Origin of the sequence: Aminobacter sp. MDW-2 (assembly GCF_014250155.1) — a bacterium.
GTDB classification, from domain to species: Bacteria; Pseudomonadota; Alphaproteobacteria; order Rhizobiales; family Rhizobiaceae; genus Aminobacter; species Aminobacter ciceronei.
The window spans coordinates 4,183,964-4,201,520 of the sequence record NZ_CP060197.1 but is presented as its reverse complement, the minus strand read 5'-3'; the positions used below and the strand labels follow the sequence as shown (position 1 = coordinate 4,201,520).

Annotated in this window: 17 protein-coding genes; 14 read left to right on the top strand and 3 right to left on the bottom strand. The window is 64.7% G+C overall.

Annotated elements, in window-relative coordinates:
• Nucleotides 1-219: 219 nt before the first annotated feature.
• A complete protein-coding gene (locus H5P29_RS20760; RefSeq protein WP_067962802.1) occupies nt 220-1,392 on the bottom strand; it encodes an ABC transporter substrate-binding protein in 1,173 nt (390 codons plus the stop codon).
• Nucleotides 1,393-1,691: 299 nt separating this feature from the next.
• The gene (locus H5P29_RS20755) at nt 1,692-2,627 is read right to left on the bottom strand and encodes a LysR family transcriptional regulator (RefSeq protein WP_067962799.1); all 936 of its coding nucleotides are present in this window, start codon (nt 2,625-2,627) and stop codon (nt 1,692-1,694) included.
• A 228-nt stretch (nt 2,628-2,855) separates the two neighbouring features.
• Between H5P29_RS20755 and H5P29_RS20750 the strand changes: the two genes are divergently transcribed.
• Genes H5P29_RS20750 through H5P29_RS20740 form a run of 3 tightly spaced genes read left to right on the top strand, consistent with a single transcriptional unit; the run spans nt 2,856 to nt 5,730 of the window.
• Complete coding sequence (locus H5P29_RS20750; RefSeq protein ID WP_154385556.1) at nt 2,856-4,013, top strand: NAD(P)/FAD-dependent oxidoreductase; 1,158 nt, start codon at nt 2,856-2,858, stop codon at nt 4,011-4,013.
• 46 nt (nt 4,014-4,059) lie between these two features.
• Nucleotides 4,060-4,848, top strand: a complete 789-nt coding sequence (locus H5P29_RS20745) for an alpha/beta fold hydrolase (RefSeq protein WP_154385555.1) — start codon at nt 4,060-4,062, stop codon at nt 4,846-4,848.
• 12 nt (nt 4,849-4,860) lie between these two features.
• Nucleotides 4,861-5,730 carry an alpha/beta hydrolase gene (locus H5P29_RS20740; RefSeq protein WP_154385554.1) on the top strand — a complete coding sequence of 290 codons (870 nt, stop codon included), beginning with the start codon at nt 4,861-4,863 and terminating at the stop codon, nt 5,728-5,730.
• Nucleotides 5,731-5,733: 3 nt separating this feature from the next.
• On the opposite strand, the gene H5P29_RS20735 is transcribed toward H5P29_RS20740, so the two are convergent.
• Nucleotides 5,734-6,645 (bottom strand): LysR family transcriptional regulator, encoded by a 912-nt coding sequence (locus tag H5P29_RS20735; RefSeq protein WP_067962785.1) that lies wholly within the window; start codon nt 6,643-6,645, stop codon nt 5,734-5,736.
• Between the two features lie 186 nt (nt 6,646-6,831).
• On the opposite strand from H5P29_RS20735, the gene H5P29_RS20730 reads away from it, so the two are divergent.
• From H5P29_RS20730 to H5P29_RS20680, 11 genes are all read left to right on the top strand, one after another.
• Nucleotides 6,832-8,265, top strand: coding sequence for an NAD-dependent succinate-semialdehyde dehydrogenase (locus H5P29_RS20730; protein ID WP_154385553.1), 1,434 nt, complete (start codon nt 6,832-6,834; stop codon nt 8,263-8,265).
• A gap of 37 nt (nt 8,266-8,302) precedes the next feature.
• A complete protein-coding gene (locus H5P29_RS20725) occupies nt 8,303-9,262 on the top strand; it encodes a dihydrodipicolinate synthase family protein (protein ID WP_154385552.1) in 960 nt (319 codons plus the stop codon).
• 45 nt (nt 9,263-9,307) lie between these two features.
• Nucleotides 9,308-9,853 carry a 3-hydroxyanthranilate 3,4-dioxygenase gene (locus H5P29_RS20720; RefSeq protein ID WP_067962779.1) on the top strand — a complete coding sequence of 182 codons (546 nt, stop codon included), beginning with the start codon at nt 9,308-9,310 and terminating at the stop codon, nt 9,851-9,853.
• Between the two features lie 61 nt (nt 9,854-9,914).
• On the top strand, nt 9,915-11,084 hold the full coding sequence (locus H5P29_RS20715; RefSeq protein ID WP_067962776.1) for an ABC transporter substrate-binding protein: 1,170 nt from the start codon (nt 9,915-9,917) through the stop codon (nt 11,082-11,084).
• On the top strand, nt 11,050-12,072 hold the full coding sequence (locus H5P29_RS20710) for an MBL fold metallo-hydrolase (protein WP_154385551.1): 1,023 nt from the start codon (nt 11,050-11,052) through the stop codon (nt 12,070-12,072). Before H5P29_RS20715 ends, H5P29_RS20710 begins: the two co-directional genes overlap by 35 nt.
• A gap of 27 nt (nt 12,073-12,099) precedes the next feature.
• Nucleotides 12,100-13,263: an ABC transporter substrate-binding protein gene (locus H5P29_RS20705; RefSeq protein ID WP_154385550.1), complete on the top strand. Its 1,164-nt coding sequence runs from the start codon at nt 12,100-12,102 to the stop codon at nt 13,261-13,263.
• Between the two features lie 78 nt (nt 13,264-13,341).
• A complete protein-coding gene (locus H5P29_RS20700) occupies nt 13,342-14,256 on the top strand; it encodes a branched-chain amino acid ABC transporter permease (protein ID WP_067962766.1) in 915 nt (304 codons plus the stop codon).
• Nucleotides 14,257-14,275: 19 nt separating this feature from the next.
• The gene (locus H5P29_RS20695; RefSeq protein WP_154385549.1) at nt 14,276-15,259 is read left to right on the top strand and encodes a branched-chain amino acid ABC transporter permease; all 984 of its coding nucleotides are present in this window, start codon (nt 14,276-14,278) and stop codon (nt 15,257-15,259) included.
• Complete coding sequence (locus tag H5P29_RS20690; protein WP_154385548.1) at nt 15,256-16,011, top strand: ABC transporter ATP-binding protein; 756 nt, start codon at nt 15,256-15,258, stop codon at nt 16,009-16,011. The genes H5P29_RS20695 and H5P29_RS20690 overlap by 4 nt, the downstream gene beginning before the upstream one ends.
• Nucleotides 16,005-16,706: an ABC transporter ATP-binding protein gene (locus H5P29_RS20685; RefSeq protein ID WP_154385547.1), complete on the top strand. Its 702-nt coding sequence runs from the start codon at nt 16,005-16,007 to the stop codon at nt 16,704-16,706. The genes H5P29_RS20690 and H5P29_RS20685 overlap by 7 nt, the downstream gene beginning before the upstream one ends.
• Nucleotides 16,693-17,514: an aspartate dehydrogenase gene (locus tag H5P29_RS20680; protein ID WP_154385546.1), complete on the top strand. Its 822-nt coding sequence runs from the start codon at nt 16,693-16,695 to the stop codon at nt 17,512-17,514. Before H5P29_RS20685 ends, H5P29_RS20680 begins: the two co-directional genes overlap by 14 nt.
• Nucleotides 17,515-17,557: the final 43 nt, after the last annotated feature.

Below are 17,557 nucleotides of genomic sequence, written 5' to 3'. Positions count from 1 at the left end.
GGAAATGCTGAACAGCCCCGAAAGCAGCATCGATACCAAGGACATCGCTTTGCTTGGCCGAGAGGTCTTCTACGTCGGCAGCCACGCTGCAACTGCCTGAGGCCAGTCGCTCAGCGGAGAGCCTGGCCACTGCTGCCGGGGCTGCAGGCCCCGTCGCGCATCTTGGTCGAGTGCGCGTCCCGGGACCACCCGCCCCGGGACGCGTGTCTCCTTTGTCGATCAGTCCGTCGGCATCTTGCAGTCGGCGGCGTAGCTGTCGCTGTGCGCCGTCAGCACCTTGCTCTCGGTCTTGAGCACCATCTTGCCGTCAGCGCCCTTTTCCGCCTTGAGCGAATACCAGTCCTGCACCGGATGCTGGTTGGGGCCGAACTTGAACGAACCGCGGACCGACGGGATTTCAGACGTCAGCAGCGCCTTGCGGAAGGCCGGCAGGTCGTCGACATCAGACTTTTCCAGGCCGGTGCCGATCAGAAGTGCCGCGTCATAGCCCTGGGCGGCGTAGTAGGTGATCGGACGGTCGCCGAACTTGGCCTTCCAGGCCGTGACGAAGTCCTTGTTCACAGGATTGTCGAAGTCGTCGTTCCAGTGGCTGGTGACCTTCACGCCGAGCGCGGCGTCGCCGACGGCACCGACGATGACCTGGTCGAGGGACGCCGGATGGACGACCATCGGGATGTCCTTGAGCAGGCCGGCCTGCTGGTACTGGCGCATGAAGGCGATGCCGAGGCCGCCCGGCTCGAACTCGTAGACGACGTCGGGTTTGGCGGCTCGGATCTGCGCCATCTCGGCGGCGAAGTCGGTCTGGTCGAGGCCGGTGTAGGTCTCGCCGACGACCTCGCCCTTGTAGAAGCGCTTGAAGGCGCCCATCGTTTCCTTGCCGGCCTGGTAGTTCGGCGCGATCAGGAAGGCCTTCTTGTAACCGAGCGACTGGGCAAGGGCGCCGGCGCTTTCGCCCTGGCTGTCGTCCTGCCACGAACTGACGAAATAGTTCGGGTGGCATTCCTTGCCGGCGAAGGTGGCGGATGCGGTGTTGGCGCTGACATAGATCGCGTCGCCGTCGAGAATGTCGGGCAGGGCGGCGAAGGCGACGTTGGCGAACACCATGCCGGTGAACAGCTTGATGCCCTGCTCGGACAGCATCTTGTCGGCGATCTGCTTGGCATTGCCCGGCTTCAGGCTGTCGTCCTCGACCACCAGTTCGACCGCCTTGCCGCCGAGCTGGCCCTGGTTGGCATCGATGGCGAGCTGGAAGCCGTCGCGGATGTCCTGGCCGAGATAGCCGGCGGGACCCGAAAGCGTCGTGATCATGCCGATCTTGAGCGGGTCCTCGGCATAGGCCGCACTGACCGACAAAGCCAGGACGGCGGCCGACAAGATTCCCTTGAAATGCATCAGATTATTCCTCTTCCCCAAAATTCCCGACCGCTCGGGCAAAGCCTCCGCAATCCTCGATCGCGGGCTGTGCCGGCCGTCGCAGTGGACGCTTCAAAGGGAGGGGCAGCAGGGCAGGCGGACGCTGCCCGTCGCCGGCGCATCAGCTCGCCGGTCGTCGTCGGGCAGAAACCGCAGGCAACAGCTGCTCCTCCGCAGTGTTGTCCAATCGCCCAAGCTTGGCCCAACCAGCATTCCGGTAAATGGAAAACTCGTCATCCAGCCATGACGTCTGGGAATATCAATCGTCCAGCGATTACTTATACGTCATGGCGCGCCAGGTCGGCGGCGGTGCGGCGCAGCGTCTCCACCAGCACTTCGGCCGCCGGCGACAGCCGCGCATTGGTCCGGGTGGTGATGCCCATCGGCATGGCCGTGGCGCGCAAGGTCACCGGCAGGATGACGATGGCGCCGGCGGCAGCCTCGCGGCGCGCCACCTGGGCGGGGAACACGCCGAGATAGTCGGCATCGATCAAAAGCGCCCGATTGGTCAGAAGCGAAACGGAATCCACCGCATGCGACGGCGGCTCGAGGCCTTCCTCGCGAAAGGCGATGTCGATCTGGCGGCGCAGGCTGGTTTCCTGTGGCGGCAGGATCCACTCCCAGCCAATCAGGTCGGCGAGGCTGAGCGCGCTGCGCTCGGCCAGCGGATGACCGCGGCGCGCGACGACACAGGCAATGTCGTCCATCAGCGTCTCCTGCACGACATTCAGCCGGTCGCGCTGCTCGGACAGGCGCCCGACCACCATGTCCAGCTCGCCGGCGCGCAAGGCCGGGATCAGCACGTCGTTGGTGCCCTCGACGATCTTGACCACCAGCTTGGGCCGTTCCTTGCGCAGCCGGGCGATGGCCGTCGGCAGCAATTCGGCCGAGGCCGACAGCAAGGTGCCGATGGCGACGCGGCCGCCGGTGCCGTCGCGCAGGTCGGCGAGATGCTCTTCGGCATGCGCCAACTGGGTGATGACGAGGCGCGCGTGCTCGGCCAGCGTGTCGCCGAACATCGTTGGCACGACGCCGCGATTGGTGCGGTCGAACAGCCTCGCCTTGGTCAGCGCCTCGATTTCCTGCAGCGCCTTGGTCACCGCCGACTGGGTCATGTTCAGCCGCTTGGCGGCGCGCACCAGATTGCCCTCTTCGACGATCGCCACGACCATGCGCAAATGGCGGATGGTGAGACGGCTGGTGACGAGTTTCATCGGAGCCTCACTTTCAAGTCGTTATGCCAGATTGATATTCCAAATCCTCATAGGAATTTCCAGAGAATTCACTTGTCTGAATGTCCAATCGCTGGAAACTTGGCTGGAGGAGGCGTTGGCGGCGCAAGGCGTTGCCAGCGCGCGGAGGCATTTTCGGCCTGAGGCGCCCCATTGCGGCCAGGCCCCAGACGTCGGCAGGATCTGCCGCACGGGGAGGACAATCCAGACATGACCGACAAAACCGGAACCAGGCGCCATGCGGAGATCGCAGGCGCTGGAATTGGCGGGCTCACCACGGCTGCCGCACTCGCCCAGCGCGGCTGGTCGGTGACGGTGCACGAGCGCGCGCCGAACCTGCGCACCTTTGGCGCCGGCATCTACATCTGGAGCAACGGCCTGCGCGTGTTGAAGGCCATCGGCGCTTATGACCAGGCCGTCGTCGGCGCCCATATCGGCCCGCAGTTCCACACCCGTGACCATGACAACACGACGATGGAGGAAATCCCCATCAACGGCCAGGGCGACGCCAGGCTGATCACCATCCTGCGCGAGCAGCTCATCAATTCACTGGTCGATACCTGCCGCCGCAGCGGCGTCGAGATCCTGACCAATTCGGAAGCGGTCGGCGCGACGCCGGAGGGCGAGCTGCTGCTCGCCGACGGCACGCGACGCAAGGCCGACCTCGTCGTCGGCGCCGACGGCATCAACTCGAAGCTGCGCGACTCGCTCGACCTGATGATGTACCGCAAGCATCTCGGCTATGGCGCCATCCGCATGCTGATCGGCCGCGACGACGCCGACGTGCCGGCAGAGGACCGCGACCGCTACATCGAATATTTCACCGGCACCCGCCGCATACTCTACACGCCGGCCAGCGCCACCGATCTCTATGTCGCGCTGTGCTGCGCCGCCGACGATGCGGCAGCGCTCAAGGTTCCGGCCGACCGCGCGCTGTGGACCCAATCCTTCCCGCATCTCGCCCATCTGGTCTCGCGCTTCGGCGATGCCGGCCGCTGGGACGCCTTCGAGGTGGTCAAGCTCAAGAAGTGGAGCAAGGGCCGCACGGCGATCCTGGGTGACGCAGCACACGCCATGCCGCCATATCTCGGCCAGGGCGGCGGTTGCGCCCTGATGAACGGCCTCGGGCTTGCCGCCGCCGTGGCCGATGCGCCCGACATCGAGCAGGCGCTTGCTGCCTGGGAAGAGCGCGAACGCCCGATCACCGAACATACGCAAGACACCGCCGAGCGGCTCGGCGACATGAATTTCTGGCCCGACGAATTGCGCTCCGAGGTGATGAAGATCACCGGCAAGAGCCGCGAACTCGGCGCCGAGCGCATGAAGACGGCGCGTTATCAGCCGACCGCCACCGAGCCGCTCGCCTGACCAGCAAACATCGGGTGCTGTGCGCCCCAGACTTCGGAGACTTCAGATGAAATCCATCCAGATCGGCGCCAACACGCTGTCCTACGACGAGGCAGGCGAGGGCGAGGTTCTCTTGTTGCTGTCGGGCTGGTGCCAGGACCACCGCCTGTTCAAGACGCTGGCGCCCGAACTCGCCAAGGCCCATCGCGTCATCCGCCTGGACTGGCGCGGCCATGGCGAGCATCGCGAGCATGACGGCGACTTCACCGTCGACGACCAGGCGTCCGACGTCGCAGCCTTCCTCGACAAGATGAACATCGACAGGCTGGTGCCGGTGTCGACCTCGCATGGCGGCTGGGCCAATATCGAGGTGACCGATCGTCTTGATGTGGCGCGCATCCCGCGCACCGTCGTCATCGACTGGATCCAGACCACGCCGAACGAAGACTTCTTCCGTATGATCGACCACATCCAGGATCGCACCAACTGGGAAAACGGCCGCGGCGATTTCTTCAACTACTGGATCGGCGACACCGAGAACCAGGACATCGTCAATCACGTCAACAACGAGATGGCCAAATATAGCTTCGAAATGTGGGCGCGGTCCGGCCGCGAGATCGGCAAGGCCTACCGCAAATGGGGCAACCCGATGCAGCGCATGGCGGCACTGAAGGACAAGCGTCCGATCACCCACATCTATTCGCAGCCTTTCGAGCCGGAATATGCTGAGGCGCAGCTCGATTTCGCTGCCGGCAACGACTGGTACAAGCCCAACAAGCTGCCCGGGAGAACGCACTTCCCTACGCTCGAGCAGCCCAAGGTGGTGGCCGACACCATCCGTGCCTTCGTCGCCTGACAGGAGGTGTGCATGAGCGTGCTTGCCGAAGAAGCCAACTGGCCGCGTGACGTCCTCGACCGCGACTATGGCGCGCGGGCGTCCGTGACGCCCGAGGTCTTCGAGGCGGCAATGCGTGACTACCGAAGCCGTTCCGAGGAGATGCGGGACCATGCCACGCATCTCGACGTCGTCTACGACGAAGAGAGCGGCCAGACGATCGACATCTACGGCACCTCAGGCGAGGCGCGGCCGGTGTTCGTGTTCATCCATGGCGGCTACTGGCGCATGCTCTCCAAGCACGATTCCGCCTTCATGGCTGATATGCTGGCGACGAACGGCATCGCCACCGCCGTGGTCGATTACCGGCTGGCGCCCGAGGCGTCGCTCGACGAGATCGTGCGCGAGGTCAGGGCGGCGATCAGCTTCCTGTGGAAGAATGGCCGTGCGTTCGGCATCGATCCTGCACGCATCCATGTCGGCGGCAGCTCGGCCGGCGGACATCTGACCGGAGCGGTGCTCTCGCGCGGCTGGCATGACGAGGCAGGTGTGCCGGAGAACGTCATCAAGGGCGCGCTGCCGATCAGCGGCCTGTTCCAGCTCGCGCCGATCTCGAGATCCTTCGTGCAGGACTGGATCAAGCTGGACGACGCGGCGGTGAAACGGCTGAGCCCCGCCGCCAACCTGCCCAGGGTCGGCTGCCCGATCGTCGTTGCCTATGCCGATGGCGAGCCCGACGGCTTCCGGCGGCAATCGACCGCATATGACCAGATGTGGCGCGAGGCTGGTTTTGCCTCCGAGCTGATGGAAATCCCCGGCCGAAATCATTTCGATGTCCTGCTCGACCTTGCCTCGGAGGACACGGTCCTGTCTCAGGCCTTGCTCCGCCTGATCAAGGGCTGAGCCTTAGCTGGCGTCGCGCGGCGTCAATTGCTGCGCGTAGCGGCGCACGACACTGGCAAAGGCCGAGACGGCAGGCGACACCGAGCGCCCGGTGGCGTGGATCAGCGACACCTCGCGCGAGATGGTCGGTTCGGCCAAGGGCTTGCCGGCGACCTTCCTGAACCGCGCCGCCGCCAGCGCATAGGTGGGCAGAACGGCGATGCCGAGGCCGGCTTCGACAAGCGCGATGGCCGTCGTCACCTGCGTCACCTCGAAGGCCGGCTTGAACGGCATCTGCGCCATCTCGAAGCCGACCTCGACCAAGAGCCGGATGCCGCTGTCGCGCGTCAGCGTGATCAGCGGCTGGTCCGCCAGGGCCGCCCATCTGACCGTCTCCGCGCCAAAGAACGGACTGCGGTGGTCGCAGAACAGCATCAGGCTGTCGCGCACCAAAGACAGCCTTTCTATGCCGTCCTCGGCCGGAGAAAAGGTGCCGAGGCCGCAATCGGCCTGGCCGCTGCGCACGCTGTCGACAATCTGCTCGGTGCCGACGTCGGCAAGTTGCACCGATATGCCGGGATAGCTCTTCTGGAACTCGGCAATCGCCTGCGGCAGCACCACCGAGGCGAGCAGCGGCGGCGCGGCAATGCGCAGGCGTCCGCGCCGGCGTTCGGCCAGCATGTGCACGCCTTCCACCGCATGCTCCAGTTCCTCGATCACCTTGGTTGCAGAGTTCTGGAACTCGCGGCCGGCATCGGTCAGCTCGACCCGCCGCGTGGTGCGGTCGAACAGGCGCACCGACAGTTCCGCCTCGAGATCGCGGATTGCCTGCGACAGCGCCGGCTGCGCCGTGCCCAGCCGCTTCGAGGCGCGCGAAAAGCTGCCGAGCTCGGCGACCGCCAGGAACTGCTGGATCTGCTTGATGGTGATCTTCACTGATGTCTCCGCGCACGGCTCCGGCGGCCGGCCTCTTGCGTCGCAAACTTATACAGAAAACAGTCTTAATTTATCAGATAAATCCATCTTGTCGATATAATGGTTTCCGTCGATGTTGGCACCAAGACGCACGGGCCGCTGCCCGGAACCGTCGAACTGATGCCAATTGCGAAGCCGAGGCGCCCGATGTCCAACTACCCCGATCTCCAGCTTTACATCGGCGGCGCCTGGCGGCGGACGGCGGAAACGCTGCCTGTCATCAACCCGGCTGACGAGAGCGTGATCGGCGCTGTTCCCGTCGCATCCACCGGAGATCTCGACGCTGCGCTCGAAGCCGCCGAGCGCGGTTTTGCCGTCTGGCGCAAGACCTCGCCCGCCCGCCGCGCCGAGGTGCTGCGCAAGGCGGCTGCACTTCTGCGCGAGCGCATCAACGAGGTTGCCACCGACATCACCCGCGAGCACGGCAAGCCGTTCCAGCAGGCGCGCCTCGAAGTCATTCGCGGCGCCGAGTTCTTCGAATGGGATGCCGGCGAAGCGCAGCGCACCTATGGTCGCGTTATCCCGAGCGAACCGGGCATCCGCTACATCGTCCATCACCAGCCGATCGGCACTGTGGCGGCGTTCTCGCCATGGAATTTCCCGATGAGCCAGCCGGCGCGCAAGATCGCCGGCGCCCTGGCCGCCGGCTGCTCGATCATCATCAAGGCCGCCGAGGAGACCCCGGCAGGCTGCCTGCACATCGCACGCGCCTTCCATGATGCTGGCCTGCCGGCTGGCGTGCTCAACCTCGTCTTCGGCATTCCGGCGCAGATTTCCGAATATCTCATCCCGCAGGAGCAGGTGCGCCTGATTGCCTTCACCGGCTCGACCGCCGTCGGCAGGACGCTGACCGGCCTTGCGTCCCGTTATGTCAAGCCGACGCTGATGGAGCTCGGCGGCCACGCCCCTGTCATCGTCTGCGACGACGCCGATCCGGTGAAGGCCGGCATTGCCTCGGCCATCCGAAAGGTGCGCAATTCCGGCCAGGTCTGCACCTCGCCGACGCGGTTCTTCGTCCATGAGAGCGTCTACAAGCCGTTCACCGAGGCCTTCATCGAGCGCGCCCGCGCCGTCAAGGTCGGCAACGGACTGGAAGAGGGTGTCGAAATGGGCCCGGTGGCCAACCATCGCCGCGTCGAGGCGATGGAAATGCTGGTCGCCGACGCCGTCTCGAAGGGCGCCAAGCTTCTGCTCGGCGGCGAGCGGCCGCGCAACAGCGGTTATTTCTATCCGCCGACGGTCCTCGCCGATCTGCCCGGCGATGCCCGTGTCATGCGCGAGGAGCCGTTCGGCCCGCTGGCGGTGATCAATCCCGTCTCCTCGCTCGAAGAGGCGATCGAGAAGGCCAATGGCGTGCCTTTCGGCCTCGCCGCCTACGCCTTCACCAATTCGGCCGCCAATGTCGACCAGATCACCGACGATCTGGAAGCCGGCAACGTCTCGATCAACACGCTGGAGGCCTCGGTCGCCGAGACGCCGTTCGGCGGTGTCAAGGAGAGCGGTTTCGGTCGCGAAGGCGGCGCCGAAGGCATCCTGCACTACACCGTGATCAAGAACGTTTCGCACCGCATGGCAATCTAGCCGAAGCCCGCAATCGCCTCGTAAAGGTTCGCATTCGATGAAGTACGACAAGAAGACCGCCAAGGCCCATTCGAGGGCGACGATGAAGGGCATCTGGGCTGCCGCCCTGATGCCGTTCAAGGACGACCTCTCGATCGACGAGGACGGTTTCCGCAGCAATGTCGATCACTGGATCGGCGACCTCGGTATTGACGGCTTCTTCATTGCCGGCAAGCAGGGCGAGTTCTTCTCGATGTCGCTCGACGAGCGCAAGCGTTGCTTCGACCTCGCCGTCGACGCCTGCGCCGGCCGCGCCCAGACCATCATGTCCTGCTCCGACCAGAACATGGACGTCGTCATCGACCTCGCCAAGCACGCCCAGAAATGCGGCGCCGACTACATCGTCGTGCACGCGCCGATCCTGCATTTCTTCAAGGAGCAGGACGAGACGCTGCTCAACTACTATCGCACCATCGCCGACAAGGTGGACATCGGCATAGCCCTCTGGAGCCATCCCGACAGCGGCTATCTGATGAGCCCCGAACTGTGCAACAAGCTCGCCGACATCGAGAACGTGGTCGCCATCAAGTATTCGGTGCCGCGGCCGATGTATTCCGAACTGACCCGGCTTGCCGGCGACCGCATCCTCGTCAGCACCGCCTCAGAGGAGGAGTGGCTGGACAACATCCTCGAGCTCAACTGGCAGCTCTATCTCTGCTCGTCGCCGCCTTATCTGATCCAGACCAAGCACGACAGGCGCATGCGCGAATACACCGACCTTGCCTTGTCAGGCAAAGCCGAGGAAGCACGCCGCATCCGCGACAGCCTCGACCCGGTGCGCGCAGCACTCAAGAACACGCGCCCGGCCGAGAAGCCGCATTCGCACCAGAAGTACTGGCAGGAGCTTCTGGGGCAGGCAGGTGGACGCGTGCGTCCGCCGCTGCTCGAACTGACCGAGGACGAAAAGCGCGCCACCCGCGCCGCCTTCGAGGCATGTGGGCTGAAGACTTCAGCCTGACCGATCAATCCGACGCTCGCGCGCCGACCCAAAGGAGGAACGACAATGACCAGACGCCTTTCGGCCTTCAGCTTCTCGAAGTGGATCGACGAGCACGCCCACCTGCTCAAGCCGCCGGTCGGCAACCAGCAGATCTGGGAAGACGCCGACCTGATGGTGACTGTCGTCGGCGGCCCCAACAAGCGCACCGACTATCACGACGATCCGGTCGAGGAGTTCTTCTACCAGCTCAAGGGCGACATGATGCTCAAGGTGGTGGACAACGGCAATTTCTACGACGTGCCGATCCGCGAGGGCGAGATTTTCCTGCTGCCGCCGCATGTGCGCCACTCGCCGCAGCGTCCGCAGGAAGGCTCCATAGGCCTGGTCGTCGAGCCCAAGCGCAATGACGGCCTGCTCGACGCCTTCGAATGGTACTGCTTCGAGTGCAACGGGCTGGTCAAGCGCGTCGAGGTCACGCTGAAGAGCATCGTCCGCGACCTGCCGCCGATCTATCAGGCGTTCTACGCCGACGAGAAGGCGCGCACCTGCCCGCAATGCGGCGCGCTGCATCCGGGCAAGACCCCGCCGGAAGGCTGGGTGAAGCTCTAATCCGACCGCATTGTCACAACGGTTCGCCCAGGAGTGGGCCGCTCCAGCTCAGGATCCAGGCATGAAACTGAAGTCTTCGCTCATGGCCTTCGCGGCTGCGTCGCTTTTCGCCCCGGGGGCACTTGCACAAGACCCGGTCAAGATCGGTATGATCACGACGCTTTCCGGACCGGCTGGCTATCTCGGCCAGGACGTGCGCGACGGTTTTCAGCTGGCGATCGACATGGAAGGCGGCAAGCTTGGTGGTGTGCCTGTCACCGTGCTGGTGGAGGACGATGGCCTCAAGCCAGGAAATGGCCGGCAGATCGCCGACAAGTTTCTGAACGACGAGGGCGTGAAGCTGTTCACCGGCATCGTCTTCTCGAACGTAGCTGGTGCGACGGTGCCCGAGATCGTCGACGCTGACGCGATCTTCGTCAGCCCCAATGCGGGCCCGTCCGAATTCGCCGGCAAGGGATGCCACCCCAACTACTTCGTTCTCTCGTGGCTGACCGACACGATGCAGGGCAGTGCAGGCCAGAATGCCACCGATCTCGGCTACACCAAGGCCTTCGTGCTGGCACCCAACTATCAGGCCGGCAAGGACGCCATCGCCGGTTTCAAGCGCTACTTCAAGGGCGAGATTTCGGGTGAGATCTATACGCGTCTCGACCAGACTGACTTTGCCGCCGAGATGGCGCAGATCAAGGCGGTTAATCCGGACGTTGTGTTCCAGTTCCAGCCTGGCGGCCTGGGTATCGCCTTCCTGCGTCAATACCAGCAGTCGGGTTTGCTCGGTGCCGTGCCAATGGTCATTGCCGAGCCGTCGATGGACCACGCCATCCTCAAGGCCGTGGGTGAGGCGGCTGCAGGTTTGAACGTATCGGGTTCATGGAACACCGACTTGGACAACGAGACCAATCGCGAGTTCGTCGCCAAGTTCGCAGACACCTACAAGCGCACGCCGACCATGTATGCGGCGCAGGGCTATGATACGGCGCTCGCCATCGCCTCGGCGCTCAAGCAGACGGAAGGCGATGTCGAGGACATCGAGGCCTTCCGTGCGGCGCTGCTCAAGACCGAGTTCAAAACTACACGCGGCAGCTTCAGCTTCGGCAAGAACCAGCATCCGGTTCAGGACTGGTACGCCATGCAGGTGGTCAAGGACGCCGCCGGCGAGATGACTCTCAAGACCCGCAAGAAGCTGATGAGCGCGCATGGCGATCCGTTCGCCGGCGAATGCGACCTTTGAGGCGGCTTGCGGCATGAAGGTCACGCGTCAGCGCATAGGTGAACTTGGCATCGAACTGGAACAGCTTCACGCTGGTCCAGTCACGGTGACCTGCATTCCCGACATGGCCAATGTCGCCTGGCCGGCAAAGGCGATCTTCGCGGGGCTTTCCCGCGAGGATCTGGAAGCCGCTGCCAGGCGCTCGCCCGCAGGCACTGTCGATCCGGAAGCCGAGACAGTGGCGCTCAGCTTCAACTGCTATGTCGTCGAGACGTCTGATTACGTCGCGCTGATCGACGGCGGCATCGGTGACGGCAAGGAGCGGCCGCACCGGCCGGCCTGGCATCGCCGCGAAACCCAGTTCCTCCAGACCTTGTCTGCGCTCGGCATTTCGCCCGAGCGCGTCGACATCGTCATCAACACGCATCTGCACGCCGACCATGTCGGCTGGAACACGAGGCGGGAAGGCGAAACCTGGCGGCCGACCTTTCCAAATGCGCGCTACGTCGTCGCCCAGACCGAACTAACCCACTGGACCAAGGTCCACGAGGCCTCGGTCGACGGCAATACGCTGCATGGCGCCTTCGCGGATAGCGTGTTGCCCATCATCCGGTCGGTCGGCTTCGAGGCGGTGGCTTCGGACGCCGAGGTGGCGGCAGGCCTGCGGCTGAAGCCGGCGCCGGGACATTCGCCCGGCATGGTGGTGGTCGCGCTCGACACTGAAGAGTGCGAGGTGCTGTTCCTGGCCGACGCCGTGCATCATCCGTTGCAGCTCGGTGACGACGGCATCGTCTGCAACTTCTGTGAGGATCCGGTCGAGGCGCGGACGACGCGGATCGGCCTGCTCACCGAGGCCGCCGCCAACGCGACCGTGCTTGCGCCCTACCACTTTCCCGCCCCTGTCTTCGGCCGGCTCAAGGCAGAGGCGGCTTCGTTCCTGTTCGTGCCTCTCGACATCGAGGCAACCGACCGGCTTGCGACCGACCTGGCAATCAACAATGCGCGCTGAAATGCGCCGATCAGAGGAGAACTGAGGATGAACGTGAGGACAACACTTCTTGCCGCATCGATCGCAGCCTTTGCGACGTTTCCGGCAATGGCTGCCGATCCCGTCAAGATTGGCATGATCACCACGCTGTCAGGCCCTGCCGGTTATCTCGGCCAGGACATCCGCGACGGCTTCATGCTGGCGCTGGAGGAGGGCAAGCTTGGTGGCGTGCCGGTCGAGCTGGTTGTCGAGGATGACGGGCTGAAGCCCGGCCAGGGCAAGCAGATCGCCGAGCGCTTCATGGGCGAGCAAGGCATCAAGCTGTTCACCGGCATCGTCTTCTCCAATGTCGCCGGCGCCACCGTTCCCGACATCGTCGACAACGACGCCTTCTATGTCAGCCCCAACGCCGCGCCGTCGAACATGGCCGGCAAGGAGTGCAACCCGAACTATTTCGTCGTCTCCTGGCAGAACGACAGCCTGCATGAGAGCGCCGGCCAGAACGCCACCAATCTCGGCTACAAGAAGGCCTTCGTGCTGGCCCCGAACTACCAGGCCGGCAAGGATGCCATCGCCGGCTTCAAGCGTTACTTCAAGGGCGAGATCGCGGGCGAAATCTACACCCGCCTCGACCAGACCGATTTCGCCGCTGAACTCGCGCAGGTTCGCGCCGCCAAGCCGGACGTGGTGTTCCAGTTCCACCCCGGCGGCCTCGGCATCACCTTCCTGCGCCAGTACGAGCAGTCGGGCCTGATGAAGGAAATCCCGATGGTCGTGGCCGAGCCGTCGATGGATGGCGTCACTCTTGCCGCCGTTGGCGATGCCGCCATCGGCCTCAACGTGACCAGCCACTGGAACGCGGACTTCGACAACGCCGCCAACAAGAAGTTCATGGACGCCTGGAACAAGGCCTACGACCGTCCCGTCACCTATTACGCATCGCAAGGCTACGATGCCGCCCTGGCTTACGCCTCGGCGCTGAAGGCCACCGGCGGCAGCCTCGATGATGCCGACGCCTTCCGCGATGCCCTGCGCAAGGCCGACTTCGAATCCGTGCGCGGCAAGTTCGCCTTCGGCCCCAACCAGCACCCGGTGCAGAACTGGTACGCGCTGAAGGTCGAGAAGGGCGATGACGGCAAGCCGATGCTGAAGACCGTCGGCGAGGTCCTCAAGGACCATGGCGACGCCTATGCCGCCGAGTGCAAGTTGTAACCTCTATCGGCTCGCGACGGCGGGCGGCAGCAGTGCCGTCCGCCAGTTTCCCCGTTTTTCCAATCGAAGCGACAGGCGATGACGCTCTTCCTCGAACAAATGCTGAATGGCGTGCAATTCGGCGTCATGCTTTTCCTGCTGGCAGCCGGCCTGACGCTGATCTTCGGCATCATGGGCGTGATCAATCTGGCGCATGGCTCGATCTACATGATCGGCGCCTATGCCGGCACATGGGCGGCCGCAGAGACCGGCTCATTCTGGCTCGGCATTCCGGCAGCGCTTGCGGCCGCAGCCGTCACCGGTGCCGCGATCGAATTCCTCGTCGTGCGCAGGCTTTACCAGCGCGACCATCTCGACCAGGTGCTGGCGACCTTCGGCCTGATCCTGATCTTCAACCAGACCATCACCATCCTGTTCGGGCGCCAGCCGCTGTTCGTGTCGATGCCCGAAATGCTCGGCGGGTCGGTCGAGCTTCTGCCCGGGCTGGTCTATCCGGTGTACCGCCTGGCGATCATCGCCGTCGGCCTGCTGGTGGCGCTCGGGCTCTATCTGCTGATCAACAAGACCCGCATCGGCATGCTGGTCCGCGCCGGCTCGACCAATCGCGAGATGGTGCGCGCGCTCGGCGTCGACATCCGTCTGCTCTACACGCTGGTCTTTGGCCTTGGCGCGCTTCTGGCCGGTCTCGCCGGCTTCATGGCCGGTCCGATCCTCGCCGTCCAGGTCGGCATGGGTGAGCAGATACTGATCACCACCTTCGTCGTCGTCGTCATCGGCGGTGTCGGCTCGATCCGCGGCGCCTTTTTCGCCAGCCTCATCCTCGGCGTCGTCGACACCGGCCTGCGCGCCTATCTGCCGGGCCTTTTGCGCCAGGTCATGGTCGGCCCGGAAGCCGATGCGCTCGGCGCCGGCATCTCGTCGATGGGCATCTATCTCTTGATGGCGATCGTCCTCCTCATCAGGCCGAAGGGCCTGTTCATCCGAAATTCCTGAACCAGGCGCCGACATGCCCATGGAAAAGTCACTCAAGCGACCCGCCTTGCTTGCCGGCGTGCTGATCGCACTGATCGCACTGCCCGCGGTCGCCGACGCAACCGGCTATGCCGCGCTGACGTCGCTCGCAACCCGCGTGCTGATCTACGGCATTGCCGCCGCCAGCCTCAATTTCGTGCTCGGCTATGGCGGTATGGTCAGCTTCGGCCACGCCGCGTTCTTCGGCATCGGCGGCTATGTCGTCGGCATCCTCTACCAGCATTATTCGCTGGGCGAGCCGCTGTTCGGCTTCATCCCCGGCACCAACCAGCTGTTGATCACCATTCCGGTCGCGCTGGTGATATCAGGCCTGATGGCAGCGCTCATCGGCGCACTTTCTCTGCGCACCGGCGGCGTGCAGTTCATCATGATCACGCTCGCCTTCGCGCAGATGCTGTTCTTCCTGTTCGTCTCGCTGAAAACCTATGGCGGCGACGACGGCCTGATCATCCGCCGGGCCAACGAACTGCCGGGCCTCAACATGCGCGACAAGCAGACCGTCTATTATGTCTGCCTTACGGTCACGGTGGCGTTCTTCTTCGTCCTGTGGCGCATCGTCAATTCGCGCTTCGGCAACGTCATCGTCGGCCTGCGCCAGAGCGAAAAGCGCATGGCCGCGACCGGCCTGCCGGCCTACCGCTACAAGCTGATGGCCTTCGTCATCTCGGGCATGGGCTGCGGCCTTGCCGGCGCGCTGATGGCCAATTTCCTGCGTTATGCCAGCCCCGACATGATTCACTGGACCAAGTCGGGCGAGCTGATGGTGATGGTCATCCTCGGCGGCGTCGGCACGCTGTTCGGCCCGCTGCTCGGCGCCGCCGTGTTCATCGTGCTCGAATCGATCCTCGCCTCATGGACGGAGAACTGGCAGCTCGGCCTCGGCCTGATCCTGTTGTTCGTCGTGCTCTACACACAAGGCGGCGTCCAGGGGCTGGGCACCAGGCTTTTCGGGAGGCGCGCATGACTCCGGTCCTCAACGTCCAGGGCATGGTCAAGCGTTTCGGCGGCCTGCTTGCCACCGATCACGTCGACCTGACCGTCAAGCCGGGCGAGATCCACGCCCTGATCGGCCCCAATGGCGCCGGCAAGACGACGCTGATCTCGCAGCTGATGGGCGAGCTCAGGCAGAACGAGGGCACGATCGAGCTCGATGGTGTGCCGATCACCACGCTGCCGACTGCCAGGCGCGTGTCGATGGGCCTGGCGCGCACCTTCCAGATCACCTGCCTGCTGCCCGACTACACCGTGCTCGACAATGTCGCCATTGCCGTCCAGGTGCGGCAGGGCCACAGCTTCCGCTTCTGGGGCAACGTCCGCCACGAGCACCAGCTCGGTGAAAGCGCCCGCGGCTTCCTCGATGCTGCCGGTCTTGGCGACCGGGCCGGCGAACTTGTCGCAAACCTGTCGCATGGAGAGCAGAAGCAGCTCGAGCTTGCCGTGGCGCTGGCCACAAAGCCGCGCCTGTTGCTGCTCGACGAGCCGATGGCAGGCCTTGGCCATGTCGAGAGCCAGCAGATGATCGAGATGCTGCGGGGTCTCAGGAGCCAGGTCTCGATGCTGCTCGTCGAGCATGACATGGAGGCGGTGTTCGCGCTGGCCGACCGCATCTCGGTGCTGGTCTATGGCCGCATCATCGCCACCGGCACCGTCGACGAAATCAGGGACAATCCCGAGGTTCGCACTGCCTATCTGGGGGAGGGAGACGAGTTATGCTGAGCGTCGCCGGACTGCAGTCGGCCTATGGCCGCAGCCAGGTGCTTTTCGACGTCGCGCTCGAGATCGGCGATGGCGAGGTGGTGACGCTGCTCGGCCGCAACGGCATGGGCAAGACCACCACCGTCAAGTCGATCATGGGGCTGCTCAAGCCGCTGTCGGGCGAAGTACGATTCACCGGTCGCGACGTCTGCGGCGCCACGCCCGAGACGGTCGCCCGGCTCGGCGTCGGCCTGGTGCCCGAGGGGCGACAGACCTTCTCGACACTGACGGTCCGTGAAAATCTCGTTGCCACCGCCGCCAATCGTCTCGGCCGCAAGGACCCGTGGACGCTGGAACGCGTCTATGCGCTGTTTCCAAGGCTGAAGGAGCGCGCCGGGCAGGCTGCCGGAACCCTGTCGGGTGGCGAGCAGCAGATGCTTGTCGTCGGCCGCGCGCTGATGACCAATCCCAAGCTGCTCATCCTCGACGAGGCGACCGAGGGCCTGGCGCCGGTCATCCGTGCCGAAATCTGGGGCTGCATCGAGGCGCTCAAGGCGGAAGGGCAGTCGATCCTTTTGATCGACAAGAACCTCAACGTGCTGAAGCGCCTGGCCGACCGCCACTATATCCTCGAAAAGGGCCGCACCGTCTGGTCCGGCACCGGCGAGGACCTGACCAACAATGCCGAGCTGGTGCAGAGCTATGTCGGTCTCTGAGTCTCGCCGGTTGCGGCTGTGCTTCGTCGGTTGGGGGGCGATCGCCTCGCGGGTGGGCGAGCTGCTCGCCGAGCGGCAGCCGGCGGGCGTGGAGATCGTGGCGGTTGCCGTGCGCGATCCCCAGCGCCAGCGCACCGCGCTGCCGCAAGGTGCGCGCCTGATCGGCGGGCCGGACGAGCTCGCCGGGCTCGACGTCGACATGGTGATCGAGGTGGCCGGCCGCCCGGCGGTCGCCATCTGGGGCGAGGCGGCCTTGCGCCATGCGTCAAGTTTCGTCGTGTCCTCGGCAAGCGCATTCACCGATGACGCGCTGCTTGGCCTTCTCCTGGCTGTCGCCGAGAAAACGGGCAGCCGCATCGTCGTTCCCTCGGGCGCGCTCGGCGAACTTGGCGCGCTCGCTGCTGCCTCGGCGCTGCCGCTGGACGAGGTCAGGCACACGATCGTCAAGCCGCCGCTTGCCTGGAAGGGCACCCGGGCCGCCGAGATGATCGACCTGGACAGGCTGGCCAGACGCACCGAGTTCTTTGCCGGCACGGCGCGCCAGGCTGCGGAGGCATTTCCGCAGAATGCAAACGTCGCCGTCATCTCGGCCTTGTCGGGCATCGGCCTGGACCGTACGCGCGTCGTGCTGGTCGCCGATCCCTCGGCCGCGCGCAACATCCACGAGATCAGTGCCGCCGGCGCCTTCGGCAAGCTCGATCTGAGACTGGAGAACGAGCCGCTGAGGACCAATCCGAAGTCCTCCGAGATGACTGCGCTCAGCCTTGTGCGCCTGATCGAAAACGCGGTTGCGCCGTTGGTGCGCTGAGCGCCAAGCCAGGGTTCTGCCCGCGCGCCGAGGCGACGATTTC